Origin of the sequence: Streptomyces bicolor (assembly GCF_000719285.1) — a bacterium.
GTDB classification, from domain to species: Bacteria; Actinomycetota; Actinomycetes; order Streptomycetales; family Streptomycetaceae; genus Streptomyces; species Streptomyces bicolor.
Map to the genome: position 1 here is coordinate 240,101 of NZ_JOFS01000008.1, position 13,304 is coordinate 253,404.

Annotated in this window: 10 protein-coding genes and 1 pseudogene; 9 read left to right on the forward strand and 2 right to left on the reverse strand. The window is 73.1% G+C overall.

What is annotated here, in order from left to right:
* The first annotated feature begins 1 nt into the window (after position 1).
* The 6 genes from IF78_RS0112500 (at position 2) to IF78_RS0112525 (ending at position 5,893) form a co-directional block, all read left to right on the forward strand.
* Complete coding sequence (locus tag IF78_RS0112500; protein ID WP_031480934.1) at positions 2–1,204, forward strand: thiolase family protein; 1,203 nt, start codon at positions 2–4, stop codon at positions 1,202–1,204.
* A gap of 37 nt (positions 1,205–1,241) precedes the next feature.
* Positions 1,242–2,015 (forward strand): protocatechuate 3,4-dioxygenase subunit beta, encoded by a 774-nt coding sequence (gene pcaH / locus IF78_RS0112505; protein WP_031480932.1) that lies wholly within the window; start codon positions 1,242–1,244, stop codon positions 2,013–2,015.
* 6 nt (positions 2,016–2,021) lie between these two features.
* A complete protein-coding gene (pcaG, locus tag IF78_RS0112510; protein WP_031480930.1) occupies positions 2,022–2,627 on the forward strand; it encodes a protocatechuate 3,4-dioxygenase subunit alpha in 606 nt (201 codons plus the stop codon).
* Positions 2,624–3,922, forward strand: coding sequence for a 3-carboxy-cis,cis-muconate cycloisomerase (gene pcaB, locus IF78_RS0112515; protein WP_031480928.1), 1,299 nt, complete (start codon positions 2,624–2,626; stop codon positions 3,920–3,922). The genes pcaG and pcaB overlap by 4 nt, the downstream gene beginning before the upstream one ends.
* Positions 3,919–5,037: a bifunctional 3-oxoadipate enol-lactonase/4-carboxymuconolactone decarboxylase PcaDC gene (gene pcaDC / locus IF78_RS0112520; RefSeq protein WP_031480925.1), complete on the forward strand. Its 1,119-nt coding sequence runs from the start codon at positions 3,919–3,921 to the stop codon at positions 5,035–5,037. The genes pcaB and pcaDC overlap by 4 nt, the downstream gene beginning before the upstream one ends.
* Before the next feature lie 64 nt (positions 5,038–5,101).
* On the forward strand, positions 5,102–5,893 hold the full coding sequence (locus tag IF78_RS0112525) for an SDR family NAD(P)-dependent oxidoreductase (protein WP_031480923.1): 792 nt from the start codon (positions 5,102–5,104) through the stop codon (positions 5,891–5,893).
* 9 nt (positions 5,894–5,902) lie between these two features.
* Here the strand turns inward: IF78_RS0112525 and IF78_RS0112530 are convergent, their stop codons facing one another.
* On the reverse strand, positions 5,903–8,578 hold the full coding sequence (locus tag IF78_RS0112530; protein WP_031480921.1) for an ATP-binding protein: 2,676 nt from the start codon (positions 8,576–8,578) through the stop codon (positions 5,903–5,905).
* A gap of 230 nt (positions 8,579–8,808) precedes the next feature.
* Here IF78_RS0112530 and IF78_RS0112535 point away from each other — a divergent pair, with 230 nt between their 5' ends.
* The 3 genes and pseudogenes from IF78_RS0112535 to IF78_RS0112545 all read left to right on the forward strand — a co-directional run bounded on the left by IF78_RS0112535 (position 8,809) and on the right by IF78_RS0112545 (position 12,492).
* Complete coding sequence (locus tag IF78_RS0112535) at positions 8,809–10,080, forward strand: MFS transporter (RefSeq protein ID WP_031480919.1); 1,272 nt, start codon at positions 8,809–8,811, stop codon at positions 10,078–10,080.
* Between the two features lie 4 nt (positions 10,081–10,084).
* Positions 10,085–11,238 (forward strand): annotated as a pseudogene (locus tag IF78_RS43575) (anhydro-N-acetylmuramic acid kinase).
* Positions 11,239–11,313: 75 nt separating this feature from the next.
* Positions 11,314–12,492 carry a DUF2510 domain-containing protein gene (locus IF78_RS0112545; RefSeq protein ID WP_031480917.1) on the forward strand — a complete coding sequence of 393 codons (1,179 nt, stop codon included), beginning with the start codon at positions 11,314–11,316 and terminating at the stop codon, positions 12,490–12,492.
* Between the two features lie 163 nt (positions 12,493–12,655).
* Here IF78_RS0112545 and IF78_RS0112550 read toward each other — a convergent pair whose 3' ends face one another.
* A complete protein-coding gene (locus IF78_RS0112550; RefSeq protein WP_031480915.1) occupies positions 12,656–13,270 on the reverse strand; it encodes a TetR/AcrR family transcriptional regulator in 615 nt (204 codons plus the stop codon).
* Positions 13,271–13,304 lie beyond the last annotated feature (34 nt).

The following is a 13,304-nucleotide window of genomic DNA, read 5'->3' on the forward strand; positions in this document are numbered from 1 at the left end:
CCTGAACCCGGTGTACATCGTCGACGCGGTCCGCACCCCGATCGGCCGCTACAACGGCGCCCTCGCCTCCGTCCGCCCGGACGACCTCGGCGCCCACGCCATCCGTGAACTCCTCGCGCGCACCCCGGAGTTGGATCCGTCCCGGATCGAGGACGTCTACTTCGGCAACGCCAACGGCGCCGGCGAGGAGAACCGCAACGTCGGCCGTATGGCAGCCCTCCTCGCCGGGCTCCCCACGTCCGTGCCCGGCGTGACCGTCAACCGCCTGTGCGCCTCCGGCCTCGAAGCGGTCATCCAGGCGGCCCGCGCCATCGCGGTCGGGGACGCCTCCATCGCCGTGGCCGGCGGGGTCGAGTCGATGACGAGGGCGCCGTATGTGCTGCCCAAGTCGGACCGGCCGTTCCCGGCCGGGCACGCCGAGCTCTACTCCACGACCCTGGGCTGGCGGATGGTCAACCCGAGGATGGAGCCGCAGTGGACCGTCCCGCTTGGCGAGAGCGCGGAGCTCATCGCGGAGAAGCACAAGATCAGCCGGGAGCAGCAGGACGAGTTCGCGCTCGCCTCGCACCAGAAGGCCGCGCGAGCCCAGCAGGCGGGCCTGTTCGACGCCGAACTCGCCCCCGTCCCGATCCCGCAGCGCAAGGGCGACCCGGTCCTCTTCGCCGCCGACGAGTGCGTCCGCGCGGATGCCTCCCTCGCGGCGATGGCCAAGCTCAAGCCCTCTTTCCGCACCTTGGAGGGGACCGTCACGGCGGGCAACGCCTCCCCCCTCAACGACGGCGCCGCCGCCCTGCTGCTGACCGACGAGGAGGGCCTGAAGGCCACCGGCCGCGAACCCCTCGCCCGCATCTCGGCGACCGGCGTCAACGCCCTCGACCCGCACTACTTCGGCCTCGCCCCCGTCGAAGCCGTCAACCGGGCCCTGGCCAAGGCGGGCAGGACGTTCGCCGACCTGGACGTGCTGGAGCTCAACGAGGCCTTCGCCGCCCAGGTGCTCGGCTGCGTCGCCGAATGGCCCGAGTTCGACCCGGCGATCCTCAATCCCCGGGGCGGCGCCATCGCCCTCGGCCACCCCCTCGGCGCCTCCGGAGCCCGCCTCGCCGGCACCGTCGCCCACCAACTCGCCCGCAAGGGCGGCGGAATCGGCGTCGCCACCCTCTGCATCGGCGTCGGCCAGGGCCTCGCCCTCGTCCTCGAACGCTGAGCCCCCCGAGGAACCCCCAGGAACCCCAGGAATCCCCATGACTCTCACGCAGCACGACATCGACCAGGAGATCGCGGCCGAGCACGCCGCGTACGAGAAGCGGGTCGCCGACGGGGCCCCCGTCGAGCACCACCCGCGCCGCGACTACGCCCCGTACCGCTCCTCGGTCCTGCGCCACCCCAAGCAGCCGCCGATCACCATCGACGTCAGCAAGGACCCGGAGCTGGTGGAGCTGCACTCCCCCGCCTTCGGGGAGCGGGACATCACCGAGATCGACAACGACCTCACCCGGCAGCACACCGGTGAGCCGATCGGTGAGCGGATCACCGTCGAGGGCCGCCTCCTCGACCGCGACGGCCGTCCGATCCGCGGGCAGCTCATCGAGATCTGGCAGGCGAACTCGGCCGGCCGCTACGCGCACCAGCGTGAGCAGCACGACGCCCCGCTGGACCCGAACTTCACGGGCGTCGGCCGCACGCTGACGGACGACAGCGGCTTCTACCGTTTCACCACCGTCCAGCCGGGCCCGTACCCGTGGCGCCAGCACGTCAACGCCTGGCGGCCGGCCCACATCCACTTCTCGTTGTTCGGCACGGCGTTCACCCAGCGGCTCGTGACGCAGATGTACTTCCCCAGCGACCCGCTGTTCCCGTACGACCCGATCATCCAGTCGGTGACGGACGACGCGGCCAGGCAGCGGCTGGTCGCGACGTACGACCACAGCCTGTCGGTGCCGGAGTTCTCGATGGGCTACCACTGGGACATCGTGCTCGACGGGCCGCACGCCACCTGGATCGAAGAAGGACGCTGACCTGCCATGACGAAGATCGACACGAGCCGCCCGGAGACCGTGTTCCCCACTCCGTCGCACACGGTCGGCCCCTTCTACGGCCACGCCCTGCCGTTCCCCGGCGGCGGCGACATCGCGCCCGTCGGCCACCCGGACACGATCGCGCTGCAGGGGTACGTCCTCGACGGCGAGGGCAACCCGCTCCCGGACGCCTTCGTGGAACTCTGGGGCGCTGACCCGGACGGCAATGTCCCGCAGACCGACGGCTCGATGCGGCGCGACCCGGCGAGCGGCGGCTTCCTGGGCCGCAACGGGCTGGAGTTCACGGGCTGGGGGCGGATCCAGACGGACGCAAACGGTCACTGGACCGCGCGGACGTTGCGGCCCGGGGCGCGGGGGCACAGCGCGCCGTACATCAGCGTGTGCGTGTTCGCGCGCGGGCTGCTGGTGCACCTGTTCACCCGGATCTATCTGCCGGGCGACGACGCGGCGCTGGCCGCCGACCCGCTGCTCGCCCGGCTCGACGAGGCGCGACGCGACACGCTGATCGCCGAGGACCGGGGCGACGGCACATACCGTTTCGACATCCGCCTTCAGGGCGAAGGCGAGACGGTCTTCCTGGAGTTCCAGTGACTTCTGCCGCTTCCGACGACACCGGCCTGCTCGCCCCCGGGTGGGCAGGCTCCCCCGCCGCACACGCGACCGGCGACACGGCCTACCTCCAGGCCCTGCTCGACGCGGAGGCCGCCCTCACCCGGGCCCAGGCCGCCCTGCACCTCGCCCCGGCCGAGGCGGCGTCGGCGGTGACGGAGGCGGCGGACGCCGATCGCTTCGACGTACGCTCCCTGGCCGAGCGCGCCCGCACCGGCGGCAACCCGGTCATCCCCCTGGTGGCGGACCTGACGAAGACGGTCGGCGACGAGTACGGCCCCTATGTCCACCGGGGCGCGACCAGCCAGGACATCATGGACACGGCGACGATGCTGGTCGGCGTGCGCACCCTCGACCTGCTCCTCGGCGACCTCGGCCGTACGGAGCGGGCGCTGGCCCGGCTGGCCGCCGAGCACCGCGACACCGCGATGCCGGGCCGGACGCTCACCCAGCACGCCGTACCGACGACGTTCGGGCTGAAGGCGGCCGGATGGCGGGCGCTGGTCCTCGACGCGCGGGACCGGGTGACGGCCGTACGGGACTCGCTGCCCGCCCAACTCGGCGGTGCGGCCGGAACTTTGGCGGCGTTCGGGGCGTACGGCGCGAGCGATCCGACCGCGCTTGCGGCGGCGTACGCCGGCGAACTCGGCCTCCGCGTGCCCGATCTGCCCTGGCACACCCTGCGCACGCCCATCGCCGATCTCGCGGGGTGCCTCGCCTTCACGGCCGGTGCGCTCGGCAAGGTCGCCGCGGACGTCCTGACCCTGTCCCGCACCGAGATCGCCGAGGTCGCGGAGGGCAGTGGCGGGGGCTCCTCCGCCATGCCGCACAAGGCCAATCCCGTACGGTCCACCCTCATCGCGTCCGCCGCGCGGCGGGCGCCTCAGCTGGCGGCCACGCTGTACGGGGCGCTGGCGGCGGAGGACGAGCGGCCGGCCGGGGCCTGGCACGCGGAGTGGGAGCCGCTGCGGGAGCTGCTGCGGCTGGTCGGCGGGGCCGCGGGCGACGCCGTCGAGCTGACCGAGGGGCTGCGGGTGCGCCCCGATGTCATGCGGGAACACCTGGATCTCACCCACGGGTTGATCGTCTCCGAGCGGCTGTCCGCCGAGCTGGCGCCGGTGCTGGGCCGTGCGCGCGCCAAGGAACTGCTCACCCGGCTGGCGTCCGAGGGACGCCCCCTGGCACAGGCACCGGAGTTGGCGGACGTCGACCTCGACCCCACCCACTACACCGGCTCCGCCGGAGCCCTCACCGACCGTGCTCTGGAGCGACGTTGACCCACAGACTCCTCAACCACCGCACCGAGGGGCCCGCTTCCGCTCCCCCGCTGCTGCTCGGGCCCTCGCTCGGCACGTCGTCCGCCCTCTGGGACAAGGTCGCGCCCGAGCTGTCGATCACGCATCGTGTGGTGCGCTGGGACCTGCCCGGGCACGGCGGCTCGGCGGCCGATCTCATCGGGGCCGGAGCGACGGTCGGCGACCTGGCCGACCTCGTGCTCGCGCTCGCCGACTCGCTCGGCATCGAGCGGTTCGCGTACGCGGGTGTGTCGCTCGGCGGTGCGGTGGGGCTGCATCTCGCCGTGCACCACCCGGAGCGAGTCGCGTCCCTGGCCGTGGTCTGTTCGTCGGCGCACTTCAACGGTGCGCAGCCGTGGGAGGAGCGGGCCGCGCTGGTGCGGCGCGAAGGGCTGTCGGGGCTCGCCGAGAACGCGAACACCCGCTGGTTCACATCCGGTTTCACCGTGCCGGAGCTGGTCCAGGACCACCGGGACGCCGATCCCGCCGCGTACGCCGCCTGCTGTGACGCGCTCGCCGCCTTCGACCTGCGTGACCGGCTGCCGGGGATCTCCTCGCCCACGCTGCTGATCGCCGGCCGCGATGATCCCGCGACACCGCCCGCGCATCTGCGGGAGATCGCGGACGCCGTGCCGGGTGCCGCGCTCGTCGAGATCCCGGGGGCCTCGCACCTGGCGCCGGCCCAGTGCCCGGAGGCCGTGCTGACGGCGCTGCGGGCCCATTTCGACGGGGGTGCCAAGCGGGGCATGGAGGTGCGGCGCGAGGTGCTCGGCGACGCGCATGTGGACCGCGCGCAGGCCCGGCAGAACGAGTTCACCGCACGCTTCCAGGACTTCATCTCGCGCTACGCCTGGGGCGAGATCTGGACGGACCCGACCCTCACCCGCCGCGAGCGCAGCATGATCACCCTGACGGCGCTGGTCGCGCACGGCCACTACGACGAGCTGGCCATGCACGTACGGGCGGCGCGGCGCAACGGGCTGACGCCTCAGGAGATCGGAGCCGTACTGCTGCAGACGGCCGTGTACTGCGGGGTACCGGCGGCGAACTCGGCGTTCGCGGCCGCCCAGCGCGTCCTCGCGGAAGAGGAAGACTGACCCTGCTGGTCGTAGCCTCGGCAGCACCTCGCACCTGCCTCCACCACGTGCCTACGGTGGAGGCATGTCCACGATTCTCATCACCGGCGCCACCTCCGGTCTCGGCCGGTTCGTGGCCTTCGAGCTGGTTCGCTCGGGGCACGTCGTGCTCGCGCACGGACGCGATCCGCGCCGTACGGAACACCTGGTGGAGGAGCTGCGCACGGAGGGTGACGCCGAAGGGTTCGTCGCCGATCTGGCCTCGCTGACGCAGGTGCGCGAGCTGGGCGCGCATGTCGCCGACGCACACCCCGACCTGGACGTGCTGATCAACAACGCGGGCGTGGGGGCGGGCCCGCCCGGCGCGGGGCGCGCGCTGAGCGCCGACGGACATGAACTACGGCTCGCCGTCAACTACTTGGCTCCCGTGACGCTGACCCTCGCCCTGCTCCCGGTGCTGCGCGCGAACACACCGGCCCGGGTCGTCAACGTCGGCTCGGCCGGCCAGGAGCCCCTCGACTTCGACGACGTGGAGTTCCGGCGCGGATACGACGGCTTCGCGGCGTACCGACGGGCCAAGTTCGCCCTGGCGGCCCATACCTTCGCCCTGGCCGAGGAGTTGACGGACACCGGTGTGGCCGTGAACGTGCTCCATCCGGCGACCTTCATGGACACGGCGATGGTGCGCGAGGGCGGGGTCGCCCCCTGGAACACGGTCGCCGACGGGGCCCCGGGTGTCCTGGCCCTGGCGACCCAGGACCTGGGCACGGGCGGGTACTTCGACGGGACGAGCCCGTCCCGGGCTCACGAGGGGACGTACGACCCGGAGGTGCGCCAGCGGCTGGCGGCGGTCACCGATCAACTGCTGAGCCTCTGACCGGCCGCCTCACACCACTCCCGCGGCCAGCGCCGCCTCCGCCTGCAACGCCAGCCCGTCCGCCCCGCACGACCGCGCCAGCGTCAGCCCCCGCTGGAGCTCCGCCGAGGAGCGGGCGGCGATGCCGTACTCGACACGGGCGGCCGCGTGTTCGTACTGGCAGGGCGAGGACTCCAGATAGGTGACGGCCTGTTCGGCGAGGCGGACCGCGCGCTGGCCGGTCTCCAGGGCGGCCGCGCAGCGCAGGGCCTCGCCGATGGCGGTGTCGGTCCCGAAGCGCTCGGCGCGCCGGCGGACGTCGGTGGCTAGGCGGGCGGCGCGCGCCGGGTCCTCGCTCGCGAGGGCGCGGGTCAGGTCCACGGCCCAGGGGACCATGATCGGGTTGTGGTGGCCGCGCACGGCCGCCGCCTTCTCCGCCTCCTCCAGTTCGTTGACGCCCTCCTGGGTGCGGCCGACCGCGAGGAGCAGGCGGCCGCGGACCGAGCGCGGGTCGGGCAGGACGATGGTGGACGGGTAGGGCGGGGTGAATCCGTACTGCTCGGCGATCTCCCAGGCCTGATCGACATGTCCGCGGGCGAGCAGGGTGTCGACGAGGTTGCAGGTCGCCGACCAGTGCAGGGGAAGGCGGCGGCCGACGCGCTCGGCGAGCGCCAGCGACTTGCGCAGGGACGCCTCGGCCTCGCGGAGCCGGCCGCGCCTGCGGTGCCCGACGCCGACGTAGGCGTGGGCCAGGGCGAGGGGGCCGCCGCTCCAGCCGGCCGACTCGTACGCGCGCAGGGCCTCGTTGTAGAGGGCCTCGGCTCGGTCGAGGCGGTCGCTGAAGGCGTAGGAGTTGGCCAGCATCATCAGCAGCTCGATGCCCCACTCCGGGTCGGTCCAGCCGAGTCCGGGGGCGAGGCGGCCGTTGACGAGGGCGCGGTCGCACAGTTCGGCGACCTCCTCGGCGTTCTCGCCGCGGGCCATGGCGTCGAAGCCGCGCAGGATGAGCAGGGCGCGCTCGGAGTTGTCGCGGCCGGTGCAGGTCCTGGCGAGGTCGGCGAGGCGGGCGGAGCGTCCCGGGGAGCCGGCCTCGCCCGCGTAGATGCCCTCCCACATGAACTGCACCGCCTGGAGCCGCAGTTTGGCGGGTCCCGACCGGTGCCTGGCGGCCTCCGCCTCGACGGTGCGGACGGCCTCCTCCAGCTGGTCGTTGTGGAGGAGTGCCTGGGAGAGGCGGTAGACGGCGTCGACGCGTTCGTCGCCGTCGAGGCCGGGCATGGAGAGCGCGGTCTGGAGGTGGTCGATGGTGGTGGCGGGCGCGGTGAGGAGGGTGGCGCAGCCGAGTTCGTGGAGCACGCGCGCGTGCGCCTCCGGAAGGGGCGGTTCCAGCAGGGCGCGCTCCAGGCAGCGGCGGGCCGCGTCGGGGGCGCCGACGGCGAGGTGTTCGCGGGCGGCCTCGCGCAGCTGCTCGACGAGCTCCTCGTCGTTGTCCGGGTGGACCTCGAGCAGATGGCGGGCGGCGACCGCGGCGCCGCGTCCGCTGTCGGTGACGACGCGGGCGGCGATGCCGTGCATGGCGGTGCGCAGGGCGTCGGGGATGGCGTTGTAGACGGCGGTGGCGATCAGCGGGTGGACGAACTGGAGTTCCCCATCGTCCGGTTGGGCACCGGCCGGGTCGGGCTCGGTGAGAATGCGGGCGGTGCGCAGGAGTTCGGCGCAGCGCACGGCGTCGTCGATGCTCATGGTGGCGAGTTCGGCCACCAGGTCGACCGAGATGCCGGTGCCGAGGATGGCGGCCGCCCAGGCGAAGCGGGTGGCGTCGATGCCGAGCGTCTCCAGGCGGGCGACGAGGCCGCCGCCGCGTGCCGAGCGGTTCAGGGCGCGCAGTTCGCCGGCCGCGGACTCGGTCGGCTCGAACTCGCTGTCCTGCACCTTGGCGAGGAGTTCGACGGTCTCATACGGGTTGCCGCCGGTGACGGCCCAGACCTCGCGGCAGAACGGGGCGTCGGCGTGCGCGCCCAGGGTGGCACGGGTGAGTCCGGCGGTGGCGTCCGGGGTGAGGGCGCTCAGGTTGGCGACGGAGGAGCCCGCGGCGGCGACCGTGTCGAGATGGCGGGCGCTGTCGCCGGTGACCTCGCCGGGGCGGCGGGCCACCACGACCATGACGCTCTGTTCGCCGAGGCGTTCGGCGAAGGCGGCGAGCCAGCGCAGGGTTTCCTGGTCGGCCCAGTGGGCGTCGTCGATCAGCAGCACCAGCGGCCAGTCGCGCCGGGCGAGTCGGCGTACGACGGCGACCAGGCCGTCGCACACGCCCTGCGGGTCGGCCTGGCGCTCGCCGGGGTCCGTTATGCCGAGGGCGGGTCCGGCGATGTCGTACCAGTCGCCGAGGTATTCCCGCGCCTCTTCCGGCATCAGCGACAGCAGCGCGGGCTGCAGCAGCTGCCGTACCACGTTGAAGGGGACGGAACTCAGGGTCTCGCTGCCGCGCGCGGACCACACCACACAGCGTCGGGCCTCGGCGATGCGGCGGGTTTCGGCCAGCAGCGCCGTCTTGCCGAGTCCCGCCTCGCCGCGCAGCACCAGGAGGCTGCCGGAGGAGGACTTGTCGGCGCACAGGGTGTCGAGGGCCCGCTCGATCGCGGCGAGCTCCTCGTCGCGCTCCCACAGGGAAGCCGAGGCGGCCTGTGTGGGCCGTACCTCCGTCATCCCGCTACCTCCCCAAGTCGCCCGAACGACGTACAGACGTCGAGCGTAGCCGTCCGATTGCCTAAGTGGAGGCCGGTCCGGGCAGCTGTTGCCGTGATGGGTGAATGCGGGTGCGCGGGGGCGACGCGCAGGGCCCGTGACCTGCCCGGCTGAAACTTACCGAGAGTCAAGAACCGACAGTCCGAAGGGAGTCGGACCGGCGGTCCGACCGACAGTCAGAAGGCTCGGGAATGACACTGACGAACCAGGACCGAAGCACGGTCCGGTCCCGCAAGGCGCTGGTCGCGGGATCGGTTGGCAACCTCATCGAGTGGTACGAGTTCGGTGTCTACGGCTACTTCGCGACGATCATCGCGGCGCGCTTCTTCACACCGGAGGGCGGCAGCGAGGCCGAGGCGCTGGTGCGGACGTACGCCTCGTTCGCGCTGGCGTTCTTCTTCCGGCCGGTCGGAGCCGCCCTGTTCGGCAGGCTCGGCGACCGGATCGGCCGACGTCCGGTGCTGATCCTGGTGATCACCCTGATGACCGGGGCGACGACGCTGATCGGAGCGTTGCCGACGTACGCGACGGCCGGCGCCCTCGCGCCCTGGCTGCTGACGTTTCTGAGGGTGCTTCAAGGCATCTCCGCGGGCGGCGAGTTCGGTGGCGCCGTGTCGGTGATGACCGAGTTCGCGCCACCCGGGCGGCGCGGTCTGTACGGGTCGTGGCAGTCGTTCACCGTGGCGCTGGGACTGCTGGCCGGTGCGGGTGCGGCGGCGCTGCTCGCCACCGTGCTGACCGAGGACCAACTGGGCGACTGGGGCTGGCGCTTGCCGTTCCTGCTGACGTTGCCCCTGGGGCTGGGCGCGTTGTGGCTGCGGCTTCGGCTGGACGAGACGCCGGCGTTCCGGGAGGAGAGGGACGCCGAGCGGCCGCCGGTGCGTGCGGTGGTGGGGGCGATCGCGCTGGGCGCCGGGCGGATCATGGGGTGGGCGGCGGCCGGGTACACCTTCCTGGTCGTGCTGCCGTCGTATCTGCAGGCCACGCTGAACACGACCTTCCAGCAGGCGCTGATCGCCACGGTGCTGGCCAACCTCGGGTTCGCGGTGACCATCCTGCCGGCGGGGTGGCTCAGCGACCGGGTCGGGAGGAGGCCGGTGATGCTGGCGGGGGCGGTGCTCGTGGTGGTTCTCGCGGTGCCGCTGCTCAACCTTCTTCAGGACCCGGGCGTTTCCGTCACCGTGAAGGGTGCGGTGGTGTGCGGAGCGGGTGCCGTGGTGGGGCTGATGGCGGGGCCCGGTCCGGCGATGCTCGCCGAGCTGTTCCCGACGAACGTGCGTCATACGGGGCTGGGACTCGCCTACGCCCTGTCCAATGCGGTGTTCTCGGGCTGCGCCGGGCTCATCATCACGGAGACGATCGAACGGACCGGCAACGTGGACGTCCCCGCGTACTACGCTGCCGCGGCCTGCGCGGTGAGCGTCCTCGCGCTGGCCGGGAGAGCACACGGGAAGGCGAGTTGAGCTGATGCGGGTGATCGGCCTGATGTCGGGCACGTCGTACGACGCCATCGACGCGGCCGCCGCCGACCTGAGCCTCGTCGGGGACGGCCTCGTCCTCAGGCCGCTGGGGCTGGTGAGCGAGGCGTACGACGAGTCGCTGCGCGATGCGCTGGCGGCCGCGCTGCCACCGGGGACGGCATCGATGGCCGAGGTCTGCCGGCTCGACACGCGGATCGGGCAGGCCTTCGCGGCGGCGGCCGTCCGGGCGGACCGGGAACTGTGCGACGGGCGGGCGGAGTTGGTGGCCTCGCACGGGCAGACCGGGTACCACTGGGCCGAGGAGGGGCAGGTGTACGGCACCCTGCAGCTCGGGCAGCCCGCATGGATCGCCGAGGCGACCGGGCTGCCCGTGGTCGCCGACTTCCGGCCACGTGACATCGCCGCCGGCGGTCAGGGCGCACCGCTGGTCAGCCTCGTCGACCTGCTGTGGCTGCGCGGCCGGCCGGGCACGCCCGTCGCCCTCAACCTCGGCGGCATCGCCAACCTCACCGCGCCGACGGCACCGCCTTCGACACCGGGCCCGGCTGCGCGCTGATCGACGCGGCGGCGAGCGGGTTCAGCGGCGGGCGGGTGGCGTACGACGTGGACGGGGCGGTGGCCGAGCGCGGCACCGTACATGAGCCGCTGCTCAGCAGGCTGCTTCAGGAGCCGTACTACGCGCTGCCCGCGCCCAAGACGACCGGCAAGGAGCTGTTCCACCTCGGCCATCTGCGGGACGCGTTGGCCGGATTCGGCACGCTGCCCGCCGAGGACGTCGTCGCCACCCTGACCATGCTCACGGCACGGACGGTCGCCGACGCGGTGCGCACGGTGGGCGCGTCCGAGGTGATCGCCTCGGGGGGCGGGACGCGCAACCCCGTACTGATGAGGATGCTCGGGCAGCGGCTGCCGGGGGTGGCGCTGCGCACCTCCGACGAGCTGGGGCTGCCGGCGGCCGCGAAGGAGGCGTACGCCTTCGCCGTGCTGGGGTTTCTGACCGCGCACGGGCTGCCCGGCACCGAGCCGGCGGCCACCGGTGCCCGGCACGCGCGCGTGCTCGGTTCGATCACGCCGGGCCGGGACGGACTGCGGCTGCCGCCACCGGCTCGGGAGCGGCCGGTGCGGCTCGTCCTGGAGTGACGCGGATGGACATCCGGACGCGTCGGGGCCGGATCCTCTCATCCCACTTTCACCGAGGCCTCATACGGTGGACCCATGACGCAGGTGACTCCTCCCGGCTGGTACCCCGACCCCGGCCGGAAAAGTGACGGTCCGCCCACCGAGCGCTGGTGGGACGGCAAGGCATGGACGGACCAGGTCCGGCCCGCGAGGTCGGCCGCCGAATGGGCGCCTCCGGGGCAACCGCCGGCTGACGGGGCGCCATCGGGACAGCCGACGACCGACGGAGCGCCGTCAGGGCAGCCGGCCACCGACGGGGCGCCTTCCGGACAGCCGACGGCTGGCGGGGCTCTTCCGGCGTATCCGGTCCATCCACCCGCCGACGGGCCCCCCTCGGGGCAGCCGCCGGCCGGCGTGGCCCCGCTCCCGTACCCGGTCCATCCCGGCTATCCCGGCTATCCCGGCGAGCCGCAGTCGAGCGGGCGGCGCGGACTGCGTACGGGCATAGCGGTGGGCGTGGCCGCGGTCGTTCTCGCGAGCATCGGGGTCGGCGTGTACGCGCTGACCGCCGACGGCGGCTCGGGCAGCGGCAGCGCCGACTCCCGGCCGGGCCCGGGTGGGCAGGGCGGCCAGGGCGGGCCCGGCGGTGGTCAGGGCGGCCCCTTCGGTGACTCCGGCGGCGGCGACGGCGGCGACGGGGGGTCCGGCGGGCAGTCCCCCTCCCCGGACCCGTCCGAGGCGCCGAAGGTGGACAGCGGTTCGGTGACCGACCCGGTGAGCGGGATCAGCATCCCGATCCCGGACGGCTGGTACGGCCAGCAGATCAACTGGGGCGCGCACGTGGCGTCGGACGAGACGTACAAGTGCCCCGCCGAGACCTCCCAGACCTGCCAGAAGGGCGGCGCCTACTCGGCCCCGGCGCTGGCGCTCGGCACGAAGGGCGACACGGCCGAGGAGGTCGCCAAGGCGGACATCTCGGAAAACGCCGAGGAGTCCTACGGCAAGGGGTACGGGGAGATCACCTCGCACGAGGTGCTGGCCTCCAAGGCGGTGACCGTGGCCGGGCAGAAGGGTTACCTGGTCCGCTGGAAGGCGATCACCAGCAAGGGCACCGACGGCTATGTCGAGTCGCTCGCCTTCCCCTCGCCCGTCAACGACCAGCAGATGGTCGTGGTCCGCCTCGGCGTGGACACCACCGAGAAGCAGTCGGTCCTCGACGAGATCACCGAGGGCATCAAGGTGTCCACCGGCGGCGGCAACGGCCAGGACGTCTGAGCCGCTCTGCCGCTCGTTCGCCCCGGACGTGATGCGGCCGGGTGGGGCGCCCCTCCGCTCAAGAGGAACCCCACCCGGCCGGGGGGTGCGCGCCGCCCCCGTCCCCACGGGTCGGCGCGGAACAGGCCACCGTCCAGTCATCCCGTGGACGGCGTCCTGAGTCTCAGGTCAGGCCCAGTGCCGGCAGCACGGCGGCCTCCACGAACCGGACGATGTAGTCGGGGTCGGCGTCCTCGCCCTCCAGTACGGGGCGGGCCCGCAGTACGCCGAAGATCTGCGCCGGGATGTACTCCAGCGCCGGATGGTCGGCGGCGACCTCTCCCCGTTCGACGCCGCGCCGCAGGATCTCCTTCAGCGCGTCGAGCTCGGGGTCGATGAGCGCCTCGCGCAGGGCCCGCTGGAGTTCCGGGTCCTGCATGACGGCGTGGCCGAGGGCCTGGAACAGCCTGGTGTCCTTGCCGGACCACGCTCCCGCGGCCCGGGCGGCCTCTTTCAGGTCGCCGGCGAGAGTGCCGGTGTCGATCCCCTCGAAGCGGGTGCGGCGGCTGGCGCGCAGTGCGGCCGCCACGAACTGCGGCTTCGTCTTCCACTGCCGGTAGAGCGTGGACTTGCTGCAGCGCGTGCTGGCGGCGACGCCCTCCATGGTGACGGAGTCGTACCCGCACGCGCGTATCTGTTCGAGCACGGCGTCGAAGAACTCCTGCTCACGCTCGGGCGTGATCTTGGAGCGGCGCGAGGCGGCGACCGTCTCCGGTCCGTCCGCGGCCTGCGACGTCATCTGCTCTTCTCCTCACTTCCAGTGTGTCGTACGT